Genomic DNA, 18,533 nt, shown 5'->3' with positions numbered 1-18,533 from the left:
CGAGTGCGCATCACCGTGCGCGTGACGCCGCGCGCTCGAAAGCCCGGAGTCGAGCGGCGCCCCGACGGTACCTTCCACGTCGCGGTGACGGCGGCCCCGCACGGGGGCGAGGCAAACGACGCGGTCGCCGCGGCGCTCGCGGATCACTTCGGCGTCGCGCGGGGACGCGTCCGGATCGTACGTGGGCTGCGTAGCCGGCACAAAGTTGTCGACGTCGAAGCCGGCCGCGGTGCCTGACCGGGGACGGTTTCATGGTGTACGTCCGCGACGGGCGAATGCTACAATCACACCGCGTGGTGGCTGTAGCTCAAAGGTAGAGCACCAGACTGTGGCTCTGGGGGTTGCGGGTTCGAGCCCCGTCAGCCACCCCACGACGCGCCCCGCGCAGGAGCCGCGAAGGCGGCGGAGGTCCTGCGCCGACAGGGCAGGAGCCGCGAAGGCGGCGGAGGTCCTGCGCCGACAGGGAGGGTCCTCATGCTCGACGAGGAACGCGCGGTGATGACGGGTGTGGCGGTCGAGTGGGATGCGGCGAGGCGCCGCTGGGTCGCCGCGTGCGACGATCCGGCCGGGGAGGAGCGGCTCGTCGTGAACGGCGTGACCCAGGAGCAGGCGGAACGGCTGCTGGACGAGCGGTGGCGCGCGCGCCTCGAGGTGATCGACCGCGAAGCGGAGGACGAGCGCGCCGGCTAAGGCGCGCCCGGCACGCGGCGTTCCGTCGGTGCCGGCGACGAGGTCGTTCGCGCAAGCCCGGCGAGCTGCATGATCGGCCGCACCAGCAGGCCCTGACCGACCAGCGTCCAGACGATCGTCCCCAAAACGCCGGCCGCCACGGCCTCGCGTTGAGGCAGCACCGGCGGCAGCGTAAGCACGAGCGCCACCGCGACGCCGCCCCGCAGACCGCCCCATACCATGACGTGCCGCCACGCCATCGGGAACGGCGCGGCGCGCCGGGCAAGCAGCGCGGTGAACCCGTAGATGCTGATCGCGCGCGCGACGAGCGCGGCGAAGATGACGATCCCGATCAGCCCGGCGTAGCGCGCCAACAGCGGCAGCGGAACGACGAGGCCGATCAGCAAGAAGAGCGCGGAGTTCGCGAGAAACGCGATCACGTCCCAGACGACGCGGACCGTTTCCGCGCCGGCCGGAGTAAGGCTGCGGTCCGCGAACTCGGCGAACATGACACCCGCCGCCACGACGCCGATCACACCGCTCCCGTGGACGGATTCGGCCGCAAGGTACGCCGCGGCCGCCGCGACGACGCTGCCGATCGCTTCCACCACCGGATCCGGGACGCCTCGGAGGACGGAGGCAACGCCCGCTCCGACCGCGCATCCGACGGCGGCACCGCCCGCGAGGAGCCAGACGAAGTTCCCCGCCGCCGCGACGAAATCGAGCGGCGCCCCGACGGCGAGCGTGAACAATACGATTGCGACCGCGTCGTTGAGAACCGCTTCGCCTTCCAGCACCGTGCCCAACCGTTCGTTCAGGCGCGCGTCGCGTACCAGCGCGATCACGCCCGCCGGATCGGTCGCCGCGCAGACGGCCCCGAGCAGCAGTGCTCCGCGCCAGGGGACGTGGCCGAGCAGCGCCCCGCCCGCGATCAAAGCCGCCGAGACGATCGTGCCGGGGATCGCGAGCGCCAGTATGAGCGGGGTGTAGGCGCGGAGGTGACGCGGCGGGATGCGGATTGCGCCCTCAAACAGCAGCGGCAGGATCAGCGCGATGACGACGACGTCCGGTCCGACCGAGATCCGCGGCAGGACGTGCGCCGTCCCGACGGCCAGGCCCACGACGACCAGCGCGACCGTGTACGGCAGCCGCGCGCGCGACGCGACCGTGGAGACGAGCGCTGCGGTCGCAAGGAAGCCCAACGTGAGAGACAAGGGCGACACGACAGGGCCTGTGATTCGCGCGGCGGAGGGACCGCGCCTGCGCGCGCCGTTTACCGTACACGATGATTGCCGCGTGAATGAAGACGGCGCCACCGCGAGCAGAAACAGGCCCGCGATGGCGCCGGCGCACATCCTGGTGCGCCCGATCCAGCTTACATGCCCGGCCCGCGGTCTTCGGTCGACGGACTTGACCCCGGTTTCACGAGAATGCGCGCGGACGTCGCTACGTTCCCCGAATTCGACGCCCGGAAGTCAATCCGGACTTGGTCGCCGGCTTCGATCGCCGTCACGGGCACCCGCGCGCCGCCATAACCGATCCCTACGCCCTCCGGGATGAAGATCCGTGTGGCATAACCGGACCCCGGTCCGGTCAGGACCTCGACCACGCCCGAACACGTGTCGGGCGCCGTGCCGACGCAGTGGATCGTGATCGTCTGCACATGACCTTCCACGCTCGGTTGGGCGAACGCCGCCGACACCGGCAGCATGACGGCCGCCGCAACCACACCCACCTGGAGCAACCTCATCGATCCTGTCACCTCCTCCTCGCAATGACTCTGGTGCTGTGAAGCCCCAATGGCATTTACCCCGGCCTGAACTCCACCGCACCCGCGGCGACGTGATCGCGATGCAGGGATGCGTTGGTCTCGATCCGAATTGCGACTCCCGTCGATGTCATCGTCGCCCGCCCCGCAGTTCCACGCGCCGTTTCGCACCGTCACTGCCGCCAACTCATCGCCGTTCACGCTGGACGGGACCAACACCTATCTTGTCGGCCGCGAACGCGTCGTCGTGATCGATCCCGGCCCCGAGGATCCGGCCCACGTCGCGGCGGTGCTCGACGCGGTACGGGACGGCGGCCGGCTCGCGCTGATCCTGGTGACGCACAGCCACGGCGATCACCTCGGGGCGGCCGCTGCGCTTGGGGGAGGCGCCGTGCCGGTCCGGCGCTTCGAGGGCGGTGACGCGCCGCTCGCCGACGGCGAGATCATCGAAGAAGGCGGCACGGCGCTTCGCGTACTGCACACTCCCGGTCACGCGGCCGACCACGTCGTCTTTTACTGGGCGGCGGAACGCGTACTGTTTTCCGGCGACCTGATTCTCGGGACGGGGACGGTGGTGTTGCAGGCGCGGGACGGCGCCCTTGAGGACTACCTCGCCTCCTTGGAGCGGGTCGCCGCGCTCGACCTGGCGGCCGTGGCGCCCGGCCACGGGCCGCTGATTACCGATCCCGCGGTGCGGGTCGCGGAGTACATCGCGCACCGCCGGATGCGCGAAGGCCAGGTGCTCGAGGCGCTGGCGGGCGGAGCGCGGACGCCGGGGGAAATCGTGGGGGTAATCTATCGAAACCTCGATCCGGCGCTCCATCCGGCGGCCGAAAACACGGTGCGGGCGCATCTGATGAAGCTCGTTCGAGAAGGACGCGCCCGGCGCGAAGGGAATCGATACCACCGGCCTTAGACCGAACGGGCAGCACAGGGAGGCGGGAGATGGCGGTTCCGACCGTAATGGGGTCGATGACCGACCGGCAGGGGCGGCCGATCCGGGTGGGAGACAAGGTGAAGGCGCCGGGCATCGATGCGCCCGCGATCGTGCAGGCTGTCGATCCGCGGTACGAGACGCTCGTGGTGCTCATCGCGGGGCGCGCGAATCAGCAGATGGGCCGGATGGTGCGCGCGGCGGAGGTGGAAGTCACCGCATCCTGAGCGCGGCGGCCGGACGCGGCAATTGACGAGGCCGGGGCGTTTGGCCCCGGCCTCGTCACGTTCGCCCGCGCCGCAGGGTGGGCGGCGTCGGCGCCTGTCTAACCGCGGCCCTCCTGCGATCTTACATGTCCATGTCGTCCGGGTTGTAGCCGCCCGGCGCGGGCGCGGCCGCCTTCTTCTTCTCGCGCTTCTCGACGACCAGCGCCTCGGTCGTCAGCAGGAGGCTCGCCACGCTCGACGCGTTCTGAAGCGCGAGCCGGGTCACTTTGGTCGCGTCCACGATGCCGGCCTTCACCATGTCCTCGAACTTGCCGGTCGCGACATTGTAGCCGATGCCCGGTTTCTCCGCGCGGATGCGCTCCACGACGACGGCGCCCTCGACGCCGGCGTTCGCGGCCAGCCACTTCGCCGGCTCATCGATCGCGCGGCGGATGATCGAGACCCCGATCTTCTCGTCGCCTTCGTCGGCGTCCACCTTGTCGAGGGCCTTCGCGATGTTCAGCAGCGCCGTGCCGCCGCCCGGTACGATGCCTTCCTCGACCGCGGCCTTGCTCGTGCTGAGCGCGTCCTCGAAGCGATGCTTCTTCTCCTTGAGTTCGGTCTCGGTCGCCGCGCCGACCTTGATCTGCGCGACGCCGCCGGAGAGCTTCGCGAGGCGCTCCTGCAGCTTCTCGCGGTCGTAGTCGGACGTGGTCGTCTCGATCTCTTTCTTGATTTGAGCGATCCGGCCCTGAATGTCCTTGCGCGCGCCCTTGCCCTCGATGAGCGTGGTCTCTTCCTTGGCGACCCGGACCTTCGCGGCGCGGCCGAGCATTTCGGTCTCGACGTTCTCCAGCTTGATGCCGATGTCGTCGCTCACGACCTTGCCGCCGGTCAGCACGGCCATGTCGCCGAGCATCGCCTTGCGGCGGTCCCCGTACCCCGGCGCCTTCACCGCGACACAGGGGAGGATGCCGCGCAGCTTGTTCACGACGAGCGTCGCGAGCGCCTCACCCTCGACGTCCTCGGCGATCACGACGAGGGGTTTGCCGAAGCGCATGACTTTCTCCATCACCGGAACCATGTCTTTGACCGCGCTGATCTTCTTCTCGGTGATGAGAATGTAGGGGTCCTCGAGCACGGCTTCCATCTTCTCCGCGTCGGTGATCATGTACGGAGAGATGTAGCCGCGGTCGAACTGCATGCCCTCGACGACCTCGACCGTGGTTTCGATGCCCTTGGATTCCTCGATCGTGATGACGCCGTCCTTGCCGACCTTGTCCATCGCCTCGGCGATGATCTGGCCGATCTCGGCGTCGTTGCCCGCGATGCTCGCAACGTGCGCGATGTGCTCTTTGCCCTCGAGGGGGGTGCTGAGCTTCTTGAGCTCGCCGACGAGCGCGCCGATGGCCTTGTCGATGCCGCGCTTGAGGATCATCGGGTTGGCGCCCGCGGCCACGTTCTTGAGGCCTTCCTTGACAATCGCGTGCGCGAGCACGGTCGCGGTCGTCGTGCCGTCACCGGCGGCGTCGTTCGTTTTGCTTGCGACTTCCTTTACGAGCTGGGCGCCCATGTTCTCGTTGGGATCTTCCAGCTCGATCTCCTTCGCCACCGTCACGCCGTCCTTCGTAATCGTCGGAGATCCCCACTTCTTTTCGAGGACCACGTTGCGGCCTTTCGGGCCCAGGGTCACGCGGACCGCGCTGGCGACTTTCTCGACGCCGCGCTCGAGCGCCTTACGCGCGTCCTCGTCGTACAGCAGTAGCTTAGCAGGCATACCGGCTCCTCCCCATTCCTGTGTCTTAGCACTCGAAGCTCGAAAGTGCTAACCGGCTATAATCTTATAAAATTGCCTCGGCTTATCAACAACTTGGGATTGAAAAAAAGGCCAATTTGAGCGTACTATATCTTTAATGCTTCGGATTTCACCGTTTTTCTCCCGTTCTCACGGCTATCGAGCCGGCCCGCGGGATGGCCGTGAGGATTAGGCAGTGGCAGTACGGGTTCGCGGTGATGCTGCTCCTCGCCGGTTTTCTCTTCGTTCTTCAAGTACGCGCCGATCAGGCACTCAGGGCTGGGGCGGCGCTGCCGTCGCGGCGGCTCGATGACCTCAGCGTGCTGCTGCGACGCCAGCAGGAAGCGGACCGCAGCCTGCGTGACGAATTGACGGCGCTGCGCAAGCGCCTCGATGACTACCGCGCCGCGGAAGCCGGCGGCGAGACGATGGCCGCGCAGATGCGGCGCGAAGTCACGCAGCTTCGGTTCGTGCTCGGCCGCGTGCCGGCCGAAGGTCCGGGTCTCGTGGTGACCCTCGCTGCGGCGCCCCAGCGGGTTGTCACTCCGCAGGCTCAGGACGTCTCCGCCGTCGTAAACGAACTGTGGGCGGCCGGCGCGGAAGCGATCTCGGTCAACGGCGCACGGGTGCTGGCGGTGGAGGGTTTCGCGGCGGATCCGGGCGGCGTGCGTTTCCGTACGTGGGTCCTCCGCGACCCGTTCCAGATCGTGGCGATCGGGGATCCCGCGACCCTCGAGGGCGCGTTACTCGTCCGCGGCGGTATCGTCGATGGCCTTGAGGGTGTCGGGCTCAACGTGACCCTGTCGAGGTCCACGCGGCTCGACGTCCCTGCGTCCGACGCGGCTTTGAATTTCCGCTACGCGCATCCAGGCGGGCCGCCCTAGGCGACGGTCGGGCACCGCCGCGCCCGGCGAGACGGAAAACGATCGGCGGCCGCCGCCGAGTGCGAGTGCACGCTCGCCCTTGGCTGTCACAGCCGCCGATATCCCCGCCCTAGGAAACGCATCCACCCTTGGGCCCGAACCGCGCCGTACTCTTGTAACCGGCCGGGCCTTGCGGACCGCTCTCATCGAGACGGGAGCAAACCATAGCACGGCGCGGATCAAATAGCAAGGGGCCATAGGAACGAGAGGCGGCGCTCGTTCGCGTTCGAGTAAGGGAAGGGGGGGTCCGGCGCTCGCCCGAACCCCTTCCGCCGGGATGGCTGGCCGAGACCGCACCGAGTCTACCGACGTGGCGGCCGACGGCGTGGTGTCTGCCGGCGACGGGGGCACCCTCGCCCGTGCCTACCGGATCGCGCTTCGCGACCTGCGCGCCTGCTACAATCCGGACGGCATTGTCGCGGGACGGCTCAAGTTCAACGCCTATTGGGCCCGGGACGGACTGTGGGCGGTGTTCGGGGCGCTTGCCGCGGGCGACGCCGATCAGGCACGGATGGAGCTCGAGATGTTCGCCCGGTACCAGCCCTCGACTGGGAGCATCCCGGTGCGGGTGGAGTTCGTGGGACACCACTTCACCGGCTACAATACGCTTCGCACCCGCCCGAGGGTCGTAGGCCGGGCCGGCGGCCTGTTTCGGGATCCCGTCGACACGGCGGCGATCTTCGTGCTCGCCGTCAACGAGTACTTCCTCCGGACGAACGCGGGCGGCGTCCGCCAGCGCCTCTTCCCGGCGGCGGACCGCGTGCTGGGGTGGCTGCGCGGGCAGGACAGCGACGGCGACGGCCTCCTCGAGACGCACTATCTCGCGGACTGGATGGACTCGATCATGAAGCGGACGAAGGTCTTCAACATTAACGTCCTGTATTATGCCGCGTTGCGCGCCTTCACGGTGCTCGCGCGCGCGCTCGGCGAAACGGACGCCGGCGCGCGGGCGGCCGAGGCGGCGGAGGGCGTCGGCGCGCGCCTGCAGGCCGTCTTCTGGAACGGCGACTACTTCATCGATTGGGTCCACGGGACGCGCCGCGGGGCGTTCTCGTCGGACGGCAACGTCACCGCGATCTTCTGCGGGTTGGCGGGCGAGGGGCAGGCACGCCGCATCCTCGAGTACATCGCGTCGCGGGGACTCGACGCGGGCACGCCGCTTCGAACCTGCGACCCGGTGTATCCGTGGTGGCAGGTGTACCCGATGTACTATCTCGCCGGTATTCCCGACTACCACCGGACGCTGATCTGGCCGTGGCTCGGCACGCTCAACGCGATCAACAAGGCGCGGCACGGCGACCGGGCGTCCGCCGTGCGTGATCTCGAGCGCATCGGTTCATGGTACGTGCGCGCCGGCGCGGTGAACGAAGTCTACCTGCCGGGCGGCCTGCCGCTGTCGCGGCGATGGTACTCGTCGGAGGTGCCGTTTGCGTGGAACGCGGCGTTCTACGTGTACGCACTGCAGGTCCTCGGGCTCGTTTCCGCGGTAGGTGCGCCGTGAACCGCCCGCGCTGGGTGAGGTGGGCCGCGATGCTGCTGCCGGTGCTCGCGCTCATCGCGCTGCTCGCCGCGGCCTCGGTGCGCCGCGAACGCGCCCTCGCGATCGGCGCGGCCATCGCGCGCGGCGAAGCCCCGCCGGTGCCTGCGGTCATGCTGAGGACGATCACGCCGGCCGGCGCGCCCGGCGGCGGGGCGGGGCAGCCGCCGCGGCAGGTGGCGCTGCGCGATCTGCGCGGCCGCGCCGTCGTGCTGAACTTCTGGGCGTCGTGGTGCGGTCCGTGCCGGGATGAGGCGCCGCTGCTCGTCGGGCTCGCGCGGGATTACCGCGACCGCGGCCTCGTTGTCGTCGGGGTGGATACGCAGGACCTTGAGGCGCCGGCGCGCGCCTTTCTGGCGCGGTACGGCGTCGCCTACCTCAACCTGCGCGACCCGGACGGCGGCGTGGGACGGCTGTTCGGGACAACGGGCGTGCCGGAGACGTTCTTCATCGACGCCGACGGCCGGATCCTCGGCAAGTTCCCGGGCGTGCAGCTCGACCGTACGATTTGGCGCCGGGCGGCGGAGTCGCTGCTCGCCGGCCGCCATCCCGCGCCTTAGCCGCGTCGTGTGCCCTGCGCGTGGGACACCCTCGACGCCATGGCTGGAATTGACATTCTTTAGCAAATAACTTAAGATTTACTAGGACGGGTCAGTCCTAGTCCTGGGCGGACGGTCCGGCGGAGATCTCCGCGGGCGTGCGCAGGCGGCTCAGGTGGTTGACGATGCGACGAAATTGTGGCAATCGCGAGCGTATCCTGGAAGCGGCGGCCCGCCTGTTCCACGAGCACGGGTTTCAGCCGACCTCGCTCGACGATATCATCAACGCGAGTGGGGTGTGCCGGAGCAACCTCTACTACCATTTTCGGAGCAAAGAAGAGTTGGGGCTCGTCGTGCTCGACTACCTCGCGGCGAGGTTCGGCACGCGCGTGATCGAGGGAACCCTTCGCGACGAGCGGCGGCCCGCGCGGCAACGCCTCGAGCAGTTTCTCACGGCCGTAACCGACGGCCTCGAAGCGGACGCCTGCCGTCGCGGATGCCCCTTCGGGAACCTAGCCGCGGAGCTCGCGGGCGGTCATCCGAGGTTCCGCGAGCGACTCTCGGGGCTGTTCCGGCAATGGGAGGATGCGGTTGTGGAGTGTCTGCGCGAGGGCGTCCGCGCCGGAGAGTTCCGCGAGGATCTCGACGTGACCCGCGTCGCCACGGTGCTGGTCAGCCAGTTTGAGGGCGCCGTGCTGTTGAGCAAAACCTACGGGAACGTCAACCCCGTGCGGGCGGCACAGGTGACGTTGACGCTTCTCGAGAGCAGGTGAACATCGTGGAACAGGTACGCGAAGCCCGCACCTCGGCTTCGAACGACGTCCTCCGAACGCTGCTGACGAGCGGGCGGCTTGCCAATCCCGCGCCGGCCACGCCCGACACGCGCGTCTCGCCGGAGGCGGCGCTGCTCGAGGAAATGGTGCAGGCGCACCTCGATCCGCTGTACCGTACTGCCCTTCGGCTCACGGGGCGGCCGCAGGACGCGGAGGATCTGGTCCAGGAGACGTTTCTCCGCGCCTGGCGGTCCCTGCACACGTATCGCGCCGGGACCAACCCGAAGGCCTGGCTGTTCCGAATTCTGCACAACGCGCACATCGATCGGTACCGGGCCTCGACGCGGACGGTGCCGACCGTCGACGAGATCGAAGGCCAGGATCCGGCGTTCGTCGTGACCGAGACGCCGGAGACGCTCGTCGCCGACACGGTGATGGAGGCCGAGGTCCGCGACGCGCTCATGAAGCTGCCCGAAGTATTCCGCGCCTGCGTGGTGCTGGCCGACCTGGAGGGGTTCAGTTACCAGGAGATCGCCGAGACGCTCGGGATTCCCCGGGGCACCGTCATGAGCCGGCTGTTCCGCGGGCGCCGCGCGATGCGCAAAGCGCTGGCGGAGTACGGCCGGACGCACGGCCTCGACCGGCCCAACTGACGCGCGCATAGGTTACCGATAAGCGCACGACGGGGATGCGGGAAACCGCGTTCCCGTCGTGTTTCTTGACGGCGCACCGTCCGTGGCCGATTATTCACGGGGGGTGATCGGGCATGGCAATTCGCGTTGCGCACTACGGACTCGGCCCCATCGGGATCGGCATTCTCCGACAGGTTGCCGCCCGCAAGGGCTTCAAGGTCGTCGGCGGCATCGACATCGACCCGGCGAAGGTAGGCAAAGACCTCGGCGAAATCGCGGGGTTGGGCCGCCGGCTCGGCGCGCGGGTGATGAACGATCCCGTGGCGGCCATCAAGACATCCAAGCCCGACGTCGTCATGCTCTGCACCCGAAGCTCCCTCCGCGCCGCGATGCCCCAGATCGAGACGGTGCTCAGGCTGCGCGTCCCCATCGTCTCGACGACGGAAGAGTTGGCCTACCCGTACCGCACGAACCGTCCGCTGGCGAGGCGGATCGACGCGCTCGCCAAGAAAGCCAAGGTGGCGATCGTCGGCACCGGCGTGAACCCCGGGTTCGTCATGGACAGCCTGCCGATCATGCTCACCGGCGCCTGCGAGCGCGTCGACGCCGTACGGGTCGACCGGATCCAGGACGCCGGCGTCCGGCGGCTTCCGTTTCAGCAGAAGATCGGGGCCGGCCTCAGCGTCGCGGAGTTCGAGAAGCGCGTCGCCGGCGGGACCGTTCGCCACGTCGGCCTGACGGAGTCCATCGCCATGATCGCCGACAGCCTCGGCTGGAAACTCGGCAAGATCACCGACACGATCAGACCCAAGGTGGCGGAGAACCCGGTGGCCAGCGAGTACCTCACCGTGGGTGCCGGCCGGGTGTGCGGTCTGGTGCAGGACGGCATCGGACACGGCAAAGACGGCACGCCGCTTATTACGCTGCACATGGAAGCGTATCTGGGGGCGCCGGAATCGTACGACGCGGTCACCATCACCGGCCATCCGAATCTTACCTCGAGGGTTCAAGGGGGATTTCACGGAGACGTCGTGACCGCATCGATCGTTGTCAACACCATCCCGAAGATCCGGACGGCGCCGCCCGGTCTGCGCACGATGCGCGACATGCCGCTGCCGTCGTTTTTCGGCGGGCACTGACGCGGCCGCCGGGGACGCGGCGGCCGCGCGGGGGCAGGAGCGCGCTTCCCGGCGGCAGAACCCGCCGCACATGGAATCTGCGGCCGCGCTGACGAACGCCGACGCCCTTTTTGAAGACCTGGGGCGCCGCCTGTACGTTGAGTCCCAGATAGACATCCCGCCCGACGTGCGGCAGGCGCTGCGCGATGCCGCGGCGCGGGAGACGCAGCCGGGCGCGCGCGGCATGTTGACGACGATGCTGCGCGCGATGGACGTCTCGGACCGGAAACACACGCTGGTCTGCCAGGACACCGGCATCCCGATCTTCTGGATCACCATCGGACGCGGCATCGCGATCGACGGGGCCGCCATGCTGGACGCCCTGCGGCGTGGAGTCGAGCGGGCGACGCGCGAGACGCCGCTGCGGTCCAGCATTGTCTCGCCGATCGCGCGACAAAACCGGCAGACCAGCAGCGGCGACGGGGTGCCGGTGTTCCACATCGAGTTCTCGAGCGCGATCGACCACATCGACATCGTCATGATGCCGAAGGGCTCCGGTTCGGAGAGTATGTCCTTCCTTAAAATGCTGCTGCCCGCGGACGGGGAGGCCGGCATTAAGAAGTTCGTCCTCGAGACGTGCGTCGCCGCGGGGGGGCGGCCGTGCCCGCCGACGATCGTCGGCGTGGGCATCGGAGGCTCGTCCGATCTCTGCATGACGCTCGCCAAGAAAGCGACGCTCCGGCCTGTCGGCGAGCGGCACTCCGATCCGAAAATCGCGGCGCTCGAGGCCGAGCTGCGCGACGCGATCAACAGCACCGGGATCGGCCCGATGGGGCTCGGCGGCGACACGACGGTATTGGACGTCCACATCGAAGCGGCCTGGACGCACATCACGCTCAACCCCGTCGCGGTGAATATGCAGTGCTGGCGGGGGGAACGCCGGCGCGCCCGGGTCTACCCGGACGGCCGCGTCGAGATCGGGTACTGACCGCGTCCGCGATGGAGCACCGCCTCCGGACTCCGCTCACCGAAGACGTCGTCCGCCGGCTCCGGACGGGCGACGCCGTCACGCTCGACGGCATCATCTGGGGGATCCGCGACGCCACCCTGATCCGCATCTTCGACCACGGCCAGCCGCCGCCCGCGGACTTGCGCGGCGGCGTGCTGCTGCACGTCGCGCCGAACGTCCGCCGCTCCGCGACGGCGCCGAGCGGCTACGAACCCATGACCGTCGGGACGACCACCAGCGCCCGGATGGATCGTTTCACGCGCGGGCTGATGCGCGACTACGGGATTCGCGGAATCATCGGCAAGGGCGGGCTGGCCGAGGACAGCAGCGCCGCCTTCCGCGAATACGGCGGCGCGTACTTCGCGATCGTCGGCGGCGCCGCGTCGGTCGAGACCGAGCAGGTGGAAGCGATCGAGCACGTCTACTGGGAAGACCTCATGCCGGAGTGCCTGTGGGAGTTCCGCGTGCGCGCATTCGGGCCCCTCACGGTGGCGATGGACGCCGAGGGCGCGAGCCTCTATCGGGACGTTGCCCGGACCGCCCAGCAGCGGCTGGCTGAGATCTACGCCAAGCTGGGCCTGGCTCCGTGACCGCCGCGTCGTGGGAGACCCTGCCGTGTGACATTCTGATCCTCGGCAGCGGCGGCGCGGGCTTGATGGCGGCGCTGCATGCGTACGACGCCGCTCCGAGGCTGCGGGTTGTGGTCGCCAGCAAGGGACTCGTCGGGAAGAGCGGTTGCACGCGCCTCGTCCAGGGCGGGTTCAACGTCGCGCTCGATCCGCGCGACTCGCCCGAGCTCCACTTCCGCGACACGATCCTCGGCGGCCAGTTTCTGAACGACCAGGACCTCGCGTGGGCGCTTGTTTCCGAAGCGCCGGAGATCGTCCGCCGCCTCGAGACCAAGATCGGCGTCTTCTTCGATCGCCGCGAGGACGGCCGCATCCACCAGAAAGCGTTCGCCGGCCAGTCGTTCGACCGCACGGTGCACCGCGGCGACCTGACCGGCATCGAGATCGTCTCGCGGCTCCACGACCAGTTGTTCGCGCGCGACATTCGCCTGCTCGACGAGACCCGCGCGGTCGCGCTGCTCCACGACCGGGCGGGGAGCCGTATCGCCGGCGCGCTGCTTCTGCGCCACGCGACCGGCGAGTTCGTCCTGGCCCACGCCCGGGTCGTGATCCTCGCCGCCGGCGGCGGTCCGCGCATGTACACGTTCTCGGCCCCATCGCTCGAGAAGACCGGAGACGGCTACGCGATGGCGTACCGCGCCGGGTGCGATCTCGTCGACATGGAGATGATGCAGTTTCACCCGACGGGGCTGCTTGCGGGGGCATCGCGGCTGTCCGGGATGGTGCTGGAGGAGGGGCTGCGCGGCGCCGGCGCGCATCTTCTCAACGCGCGGGGCGAGCGGTTCATGGTCCGCTACGATGCCGAGCGCATGGAACGCGCGACGCGCGACGTCGTGGCGCGCGCAAGCTACCTCGAGATCATGGCGGGCCGCGGAACCCCCGCCGGCGGAGTGCTCCTCGACGCGTCGCACCTCGGCGCGGAGTTCGTGCTGCGAAACTTCCCGGGGATGGCGCGGCGCTGCGCCGAGGTCGGCTACGACCTCGCGCGGCGGCCCGTGGAGGTCACGCCGACCGCGCACTTTCACATGGGCGGGGTGCGCATCGATCCCGAATGCGGCACCGCGTTGCCGGGGCTCCTCGTCGCCGGAGAAGACGCCGGCGGGGTGCACGGGGCCAATCGCCTGGGCGGCAACGGCGTCGCGGAGTCCTGCGTCTTCGGGACACGCGCCGGGCTCGCGGCCGCCCGGCTGGCGGGCGAGGGGGCCGCCGTCGCTCCGGACGAGCGGGAGGCGGAGGACGCGTTCCGCGGGGCGACGGCGCCGCTCGGCCGCGACGGCGGGGAGAGCGCCTTCGCGATCCGTGACGAGCTTCAAGGGGCGATGTGGCTCGGCGCCGGCCTCGTCCGCGACGAGACCGGGCTGCGGCGCGTTCTCGACACGATCGAGGCGCTGGAAGCACGGCTGGGGCGCGCCGGCGCACCGGCCGGCGTTCGCGCGAACCTCGCCTGGCAACAGGTGCTCGACGTCGGCAACCTGCTGCTGGCCGCGCGGCTCACTGCGACGGCCGCGCTGTACCGCCGCGAAAGCCGCGGCTCGCACGCCCGACGCGACTTTCCCGAGCGGGACGACGCGCAGTGGCTGGTCAATATCCACCAGGCGATCGGGCGGGAGCCCTGGACCGAGTCGGTGCGGTTGTCGCGGCTTCGGCCGGAGGATCTCATGGCGCGGACGGCTCCGCCGTGATCGTCCGGGTCCGGCGTTTCGATCCGGCCGACGGCCGGAGGCCCCGCTGGCAGACCTACGCGGTCGAGGCGCGTCCCATGATGAGCGTGCTCGACGCGCTCTTTTGGATTCTTGAATCCCGCGATCCCACGCTCGCGTTCCGCTATTCGTGCCGCGCCGGGATGTGCGGATCCTGCGCGATGGTGATCAACGGGCGCGAGAACCTGGCGTGCCAGCGGCGCCTCGCGGACCTGCGCGCGCCGGTCACCGTCGAGCCGCTGCGCTCGCTGCCGGTCGTCCGCGATCTGCTCGTCGATCTCGCCCCGTTCTTCGACAAGTACCGGGCGGTCGATCCCTTCTACGTCGGCGGGTCCGGCCCGCTCGGCGGACCGGCGCCGGAGCCCGCGGTGGTCCCCCCGGGCGATCCGGTGCGCGGTGTGATCGACCGACAGATCGACTGCATCTCCTGCGGCGCGTGCTATTCCGCGTGTCCCGTGGTCGGCATCGTGCCAGAGTTTCTCGGACCCGCCGCGCTCAACCGCGCGTACGCGATCGCCGCGGATGCGCGCGACGCGGCCGGAGCCGAGCGCCTCCGCCGGATCTCCGAGGACGGCGGGGCGTACGGGTGCCACAGCGTGGGCAACTGCGTGACGGCCTGTCCGGTCGGCGTAAACCCGCTGCTCTCCATTCAGCTGCTGCGAAAGGGCGCCGTCCATCGTTAGGCCCGCGCCGGAGATTGCGGAGCGATCCACCGCCGCCGGGCAATCGTTCGCCTGGTATTACCTGCGGGTGACCGGCCTCCTCATGGTCGCGCTGGTCCTCATCCACCTGTTTGTCACGCATTATGCTTCGGCGCCGTCCGCGACGACCGCCGTCTTCGTCGCCGCCCGCTGGTCGCCGTCCGCGGCGTGGCGGCTCTTCGACTGGATGCTGCTCGCGCTCGCGCTCACGCACGGCATCGTCGGAGTGCAGGGGATGCTGCGGGAGGTGGTTCGAGGGCGGGCGGTCCGCAGCGCGGTTGCCATCGCGTCCGGCTCCGCGGCGGTCGTCTTCCTCGCGCTCGGTACGGCAGCGGTGGTGGCGGGCGCGCCGGCGGACCGGGCCCCGGGACCGCTCTCGTCCGCGGCCTGGATTCCCGCCGCGCTGATCGCCGGGCTGGTCGCCGTGGCCACGGCGACCTACGCCGCAATCGCGGCCGCGGCCCTCGCGCTGGCGTGGCGCTTTTTCCGGCGCGAACCGTTCGGCCGGTGGAGCTATGCCGGACAGTGGGCCTTCGCGCTCAACCGGACGGCGGGCGTCGGCATTCTCGTGTTTTTGCTGCTGCATATCATCGACGTGGCGCTGTTCCCGCTGGCGCCCGCGCTGTACGACCGCACGGTCGCGGCCTACGCGATGCCGTACCTCCTGCCGATGGAAACCGGCCTCGTGGCAGCGGTCGTGTACCACGCGCTCGACGGGCTCCGCCTGATGGTCCTGGAGATCCTCGACCGCCGCGCGGCCGACGTGGGAACGCCGTCGTTTGTCGCGATTCTCGTCCTGACCGTCGCCCTGTCGCTCCCGGCGCTCGCGGTGCTGCTCGGCCGGCGGCCCTAGCGGGGGACAAGAATCGGGGAGGAGCGCTCTGCGGGAGGGTGTGATGACAAACGAGGCGTGGCCGGCGCTTCCGCTCGCCGCGTGGCAGGGCACGTACGACACGCTCCATATGTGGACCCAAATCGTCGGGAAGGTGCGCCTCGAGCTTACACCGCGCGTGAACCACTGGTGGGAGGTCGCCCTGTACCTGACCTCCCGCGGCCTCACCACCACGCCGATTCCCTATACGGGCGGGACGTTCGACGCGACATTCGACTTCTTCGATCACCGGCTCGTGTTCCAGACGAGCGGAGGGCGGACCGAGACGATCGCGCTGCGTCCGGTGCCGGTCGCGGATTTTTACCGGGAGGTCATGGCGGCGCTGCGGCGGCTTGAGATCGGCGTGCGGATCTCGACGAAGCCGCAGGAGTACCCCAATCCGATCCCGTTCGAAAAGGACACCGTGCACGCGTCCTACGACCCTGAATACGCGCACCGGTGCTGGCGGATCATGCTCGGCGCCGACGAAATCCTCAAGCGGTTCCGAGGGCGGTTCATCGGCAAGGCGAGTCCCGTGCACGTGTTCTGGGGAGGCTTCGATCTCGCCGCCACGCGGTTCAGCGGCCGGCGCAATACGACGTTGCCCGCAACCGCGGACAAGGTCACGCGCGAGGGCTATTCGCACGAGGTCAGCAGCGCCGGTTGGTGGCCGGGCAGCGGGAGCCTCACCGCGCCCGCGTTTTACTCGTACGCCGCGCCTGAGCCCGAGGGCTTCCGAGACGCCCGCATCCCGGCGCCGGCGTACTACAGCGCAGAGTTCAACAATTTTCTTCTGCCGTACGATGAAGTGCGGTCGGCGCCCGATCCGCGTACGATGGTGCTCGACTTTCTACAGAGCACGTACGAGGCCGCCGCGAATCTGGGACGTTGGGACCGCGACGCGCTGGAGTACCGGTAGGTGACCCCCGCGGCGAATCGCCGCCGGCCCTGGAGCTGCGCGCGCCGTGTCTGGGTGGTGCGGGCGGAGGGATTTGAACCCCCACGAGCCTTGCGGCCCACCAGGTCCTAAGCCTGGTGCGTCTGCCAGGTTCCGCCACGCCCGCGTTCGGCCTTCGCGTCCTGCGACCATTGTAATCGAAACCCGGCGCGCTCCGCTTGTCCGCCGCCGTCAAACACGCTAGAATGTCGCGGGGGCCGCTAGCACAACTGGCAGTGCAGGGGACTCTTAATCCCAAGGTTGTAGGTTCGAGTCCTACGCGGCCCACCAATTCCCCTCGACCGCGCGCAGCGCTAGGCCGGAACGACTCCGCACCATTTCATGATCATCAGCGCGATCACTTTCGTCGACTGTACGACGCTCTCGAGGTCGGTCCACTCGTCGACGGCGTGGTTGTTGTCGCCGCGGTGGCCCCAACACACGCCCGGGAAACCGAAGTAGTGGGGGAAGCGTGAGTCGACGCCTGACGTCCGGCTGAAGGTCTCGATCGGGCGGCCGAGAACCTCGGTGCCGGCTTCCTGCAGTGTCGTGATGAACGGCTGGCGCGGGTCTTCCTGCCACGGCTCGGCGTCCCACCCGAACCATTCGATCGCCGGCGGGTGGTCGCGCATCCACGGATCGTGCTCAACGGCCTGCCGGCACGCGGTCTCAACCTCGGCCCGCACTCCCTCGCGCGTCTCGCCCGGCAGGTAGCCGACGCGCGCTTCGATCTCCGCCCATCCGGCGACGGTGGACGGCCAGTCGCCGGAACGGACGGACCCGACGCTCAGGTGGCACGCGCGGCCGCGGGAGCCTTCGGCAAACGGTGACCCCTCATGCCGCTTCGCGCGCGCTTCATCGAGCCGGCCGAGGGCGAGGAGGATCGGTGCCGCCTTGAGCGCCGCGTTGACGCCGAGATGGGCGTTGCCGGCGTGCGCCGTTTTGCCTTCCACGCGCACGCGGAAGTACATGATCCCGCCGTTGCCGATCCGGATGCCGTGCCGGCAGGGTTCCGTCGCGATGAAGCCGTCCGCCGTGTAGCCGGCGAGGAGCAGGGCGAGCGCCCCGCCGCCGCCGCCCGCCTCTTCCTCGATCGTGGAGTGCAACTGCACCGTGCCGCGCGGCCGCAGACCTGATTCCAAGATCGCCCGCAGAGCGACGTAGTTGCTGACGAGGCCCGCCTTCATGTCGTTCGCGCCGCGGCCGTACATCCGGCCGTCGACGACCGCCGGAGTCCAGGGGCCGTAGGTCCACGCGGACTCCGGCTCGGCGGAGACGACGTCCATGTGGCCGTTCAAGATGAGACTGCGCGCGCCCGAATCGCCCTCCAGCACGCCGACGACGTTGGGCCGGTTCTCGTACGCCGCCGCCCCCGCCCTCCAGCCGCAGTAGGCGCGGTGGCGCCGCACAGCCTCGAAATCGACCGGGACGGCGTGCGTCTCGAGCCGGAGGGCACGATACCGTTCGGCGATCCACGCCTGGCCGGGTCCTTCGTGGCCGACCACAGTCGGAATGCGGACGACCGCCGCGAGATCCTCGACCAGGATCTCGCGAAGCGAATCGATGCGCGCCAGCACGGCGGCGGTCCGGTCCACAATCGCGGGGTTACGCGGGGCGCGCCGGAGAACCTGCTCGGGCCAGCGTTTGGGGGCGCGGCGGCCGCCGTCCTTTGGGACGATGCGAAGATCGAAACACTCGAGTATCGGATGCTCCCCCGCATAGTCCGCTGATCGCCGCGGCCGTCGAGGACCTCGACCCGGCCTGGTTCGCTTTTGTCATGGCCACGGGCATT

20 protein-coding genes and 3 tRNA genes are annotated in these 18,533 nt (G+C 69.3%); 18 read left to right on the top strand and 5 right to left on the bottom strand.

The features are described 5' to 3' along the window. Positions 1-3: 3 nt before the first annotated feature. The 3 genes from VFL28_15430 to VFL28_15420 all read left to right on the top strand — a co-directional run bounded on the left by VFL28_15430 (position 4) and on the right by VFL28_15420 (position 690). A complete protein-coding gene (locus VFL28_15430) occupies positions 4-237 on the top strand; it encodes a DUF167 domain-containing protein (GenBank protein ID HET7266054.1) in 234 nt (77 codons plus the stop codon). Between the two features lie 59 nt (positions 238-296). Beyond that, positions 297-371 (top strand) — tRNA-His (locus VFL28_15425). Between the two features lie 103 nt (positions 372-474). Then, positions 475-690 carry a hypothetical protein gene (locus VFL28_15420; protein HET7266053.1) on the top strand — a complete coding sequence of 72 codons (216 nt, stop codon included), beginning with the start codon at positions 475-477 and terminating at the stop codon, positions 688-690. On the opposite strand, the gene VFL28_15415 is transcribed toward VFL28_15420, so the two are convergent. Both VFL28_15415 and VFL28_15410 read right to left on the bottom strand, forming a co-directional pair. Beyond that, positions 687-1,892 carry a sodium:proton antiporter gene (locus VFL28_15415; GenBank protein ID HET7266052.1) on the bottom strand — a complete coding sequence of 402 codons (1,206 nt, stop codon included), beginning with the start codon at positions 1,890-1,892 and terminating at the stop codon, positions 687-689. The two genes, VFL28_15420 and VFL28_15415, sit on opposite strands and share 4 nt — an antisense overlap. Before the next feature lie 152 nt (positions 1,893-2,044). Next, on the bottom strand, positions 2,045-2,419 hold the full coding sequence (locus tag VFL28_15410) for a hypothetical protein (GenBank protein ID HET7266051.1): 375 nt from the start codon (positions 2,417-2,419) through the stop codon (positions 2,045-2,047). A gap of 145 nt (positions 2,420-2,564) precedes the next feature. Here VFL28_15410 and VFL28_15405 point away from each other — a divergent pair, with 145 nt between their 5' ends. Then, a complete protein-coding gene (locus VFL28_15405) occupies positions 2,565-3,353 on the top strand; it encodes an MBL fold metallo-hydrolase (GenBank protein ID HET7266050.1) in 789 nt (262 codons plus the stop codon). A 29-nt stretch (positions 3,354-3,382) separates the two neighbouring features. Next, positions 3,383-3,598 (top strand): hypothetical protein, encoded by a 216-nt coding sequence (locus VFL28_15400; GenBank protein ID HET7266049.1) that lies wholly within the window; start codon positions 3,383-3,385, stop codon positions 3,596-3,598. A 121-nt stretch (positions 3,599-3,719) separates the two neighbouring features. Here the strand turns inward: VFL28_15400 and groL are convergent, their stop codons facing one another. Further along, the gene (gene groL, locus VFL28_15395) at positions 3,720-5,354 is read right to left on the bottom strand and encodes a chaperonin GroEL (protein HET7266048.1); all 1,635 of its coding nucleotides are present in this window, start codon (positions 5,352-5,354) and stop codon (positions 3,720-3,722) included. Positions 5,355-5,554: 200 nt separating this feature from the next. On the opposite strand from groL, the gene VFL28_15390 reads away from it, so the two are divergent. The 12 genes from VFL28_15390 to VFL28_15335 all read left to right on the top strand — a co-directional run bounded on the left by VFL28_15390 (position 5,555) and on the right by VFL28_15335 (position 16,723). Further along, positions 5,555-6,256: a DUF881 domain-containing protein gene (locus VFL28_15390; GenBank protein HET7266047.1), complete on the top strand. Its 702-nt coding sequence runs from the start codon at positions 5,555-5,557 to the stop codon at positions 6,254-6,256. 349 nt (positions 6,257-6,605) lie between these two features. Beyond that, entirely contained in the window at positions 6,606-7,796 is a 1,191-nt protein-coding gene (locus VFL28_15385) for a GH116 family glycosyl hydrolase (protein HET7266046.1), read from the top strand. Then, positions 7,793-8,392, top strand: coding sequence for a TlpA disulfide reductase family protein (locus VFL28_15380; protein ID HET7266045.1), 600 nt, complete (start codon positions 7,793-7,795; stop codon positions 8,390-8,392). The genes VFL28_15385 and VFL28_15380 overlap by 4 nt, the downstream gene beginning before the upstream one ends. Before the next feature lie 164 nt (positions 8,393-8,556). Further along, entirely contained in the window at positions 8,557-9,144 is a 588-nt protein-coding gene (locus VFL28_15375; GenBank protein HET7266044.1) for a TetR family transcriptional regulator C-terminal domain-containing protein, read from the top strand. 5 nt (positions 9,145-9,149) lie between these two features. After that, positions 9,150-9,797 (top strand): sigma-70 family RNA polymerase sigma factor, encoded by a 648-nt coding sequence (locus VFL28_15370; GenBank protein ID HET7266043.1) that lies wholly within the window; start codon positions 9,150-9,152, stop codon positions 9,795-9,797. Positions 9,798-9,910: 113 nt separating this feature from the next. Further along, positions 9,911-10,915, top strand: coding sequence for a dihydrodipicolinate reductase (locus VFL28_15365; protein HET7266042.1), 1,005 nt, complete (start codon positions 9,911-9,913; stop codon positions 10,913-10,915). Positions 10,916-10,985: 70 nt separating this feature from the next. Next, complete coding sequence (locus tag VFL28_15360; protein ID HET7266041.1) at positions 10,986-11,882, top strand: fumarate hydratase; 897 nt, start codon at positions 10,986-10,988, stop codon at positions 11,880-11,882. A gap of 11 nt (positions 11,883-11,893) precedes the next feature. Continuing rightward, positions 11,894-12,493, top strand: coding sequence for a fumarate hydratase C-terminal domain-containing protein (locus VFL28_15355; GenBank protein HET7266040.1), 600 nt, complete (start codon positions 11,894-11,896; stop codon positions 12,491-12,493). Further along, positions 12,490-14,214 carry an FAD-binding protein gene (locus VFL28_15350; protein ID HET7266039.1) on the top strand — a complete coding sequence of 575 codons (1,725 nt, stop codon included), beginning with the start codon at positions 12,490-12,492 and terminating at the stop codon, positions 14,212-14,214. Before VFL28_15355 ends, VFL28_15350 begins: the two co-directional genes overlap by 4 nt. After that, positions 14,211-14,915, top strand: a complete 705-nt coding sequence (locus VFL28_15345; GenBank protein ID HET7266038.1) for a succinate dehydrogenase/fumarate reductase iron-sulfur subunit — start codon at positions 14,211-14,213, stop codon at positions 14,913-14,915. The genes VFL28_15350 and VFL28_15345 overlap by 4 nt, the downstream gene beginning before the upstream one ends. Before the next feature lie 67 nt (positions 14,916-14,982). After that, complete coding sequence (locus VFL28_15340) at positions 14,983-15,786, top strand: hypothetical protein (GenBank protein ID HET7266037.1); 804 nt, start codon at positions 14,983-14,985, stop codon at positions 15,784-15,786. A gap of 43 nt (positions 15,787-15,829) precedes the next feature. Beyond that, positions 15,830-16,723 (top strand): DUF5996 family protein, encoded by an 894-nt coding sequence (locus VFL28_15335; protein HET7266036.1) that lies wholly within the window; start codon positions 15,830-15,832, stop codon positions 16,721-16,723. Between the two features lie 55 nt (positions 16,724-16,778). Here VFL28_15335 and VFL28_15330 read toward each other — a convergent pair. Beyond that, a tRNA-Leu gene (locus tag VFL28_15330) sits at positions 16,779-16,868 on the bottom strand. A gap of 88 nt (positions 16,869-16,956) precedes the next feature. Between VFL28_15330 and VFL28_15325 the strand changes: the two genes are divergently transcribed. Continuing rightward, positions 16,957-17,032 (top strand) — tRNA-Lys (locus tag VFL28_15325). A 23-nt stretch (positions 17,033-17,055) separates the two neighbouring features. Here VFL28_15325 and VFL28_15320 read toward each other — a convergent pair. Further along, entirely contained in the window at positions 17,056-18,318 is a 1,263-nt protein-coding gene (locus tag VFL28_15320; GenBank protein HET7266035.1) for an ArgE/DapE family deacylase, read from the bottom strand. Positions 18,319-18,533 lie beyond the last annotated feature (215 nt).

The organism is bacterium, from assembly GCA_035691305.1.
Lineage (GTDB): Bacteria > Sysuimicrobiota > Sysuimicrobiia > Sysuimicrobiales > Segetimicrobiaceae > DASSJF01.
This window is presented reverse-complemented; position numbering and strand designations above follow the sequence as displayed.

Excerpts from the sequence above, each read along its gene's own strand:
- VFL28_15420 (HET7266053.1), top strand. The coding sequence starts at position 475 with ATGCTCGACGAGGAACGCGCGGTGATGACGGGTGTGGCGGTCGAGTGG.
- VFL28_15410 (HET7266051.1), bottom strand. The coding sequence starts at position 2,419 with ATGAGGTTGCTCCAGGTGGGTGTGGTTGCGGCGGCCGTCATGCTGCCG.
- VFL28_15405 (HET7266050.1), top strand. The coding sequence starts at position 2,565 with ATGTCATCGTCGCCCGCCCCGCAGTTCCACGCGCCGTTTCGCACCGTC.
- VFL28_15400 (HET7266049.1), top strand. The coding sequence starts at position 3,383 with ATGGCGGTTCCGACCGTAATGGGGTCGATGACCGACCGGCAGGGGCGG.
- groL (HET7266048.1), bottom strand. The coding sequence starts at position 5,354 with ATGCCTGCTAAGCTACTGCTGTACGACGAGGACGCGCGTAAGGCGCTC.
- VFL28_15375 (HET7266044.1), top strand. The coding sequence starts at position 8,557 with ATGCGACGAAATTGTGGCAATCGCGAGCGTATCCTGGAAGCGGCGGCC.
- VFL28_15365 (HET7266042.1), top strand. The coding sequence starts at position 9,911 with ATGGCAATTCGCGTTGCGCACTACGGACTCGGCCCCATCGGGATCGGC.
- VFL28_15360 (HET7266041.1), top strand. The coding sequence starts at position 10,986 with ATGGAATCTGCGGCCGCGCTGACGAACGCCGACGCCCTTTTTGAAGAC.
- VFL28_15355 (HET7266040.1), top strand. The coding sequence starts at position 11,894 with ATGGAGCACCGCCTCCGGACTCCGCTCACCGAAGACGTCGTCCGCCGG.
- VFL28_15335 (HET7266036.1), top strand. The coding sequence starts at position 15,830 with ATGACAAACGAGGCGTGGCCGGCGCTTCCGCTCGCCGCGTGGCAGGGC.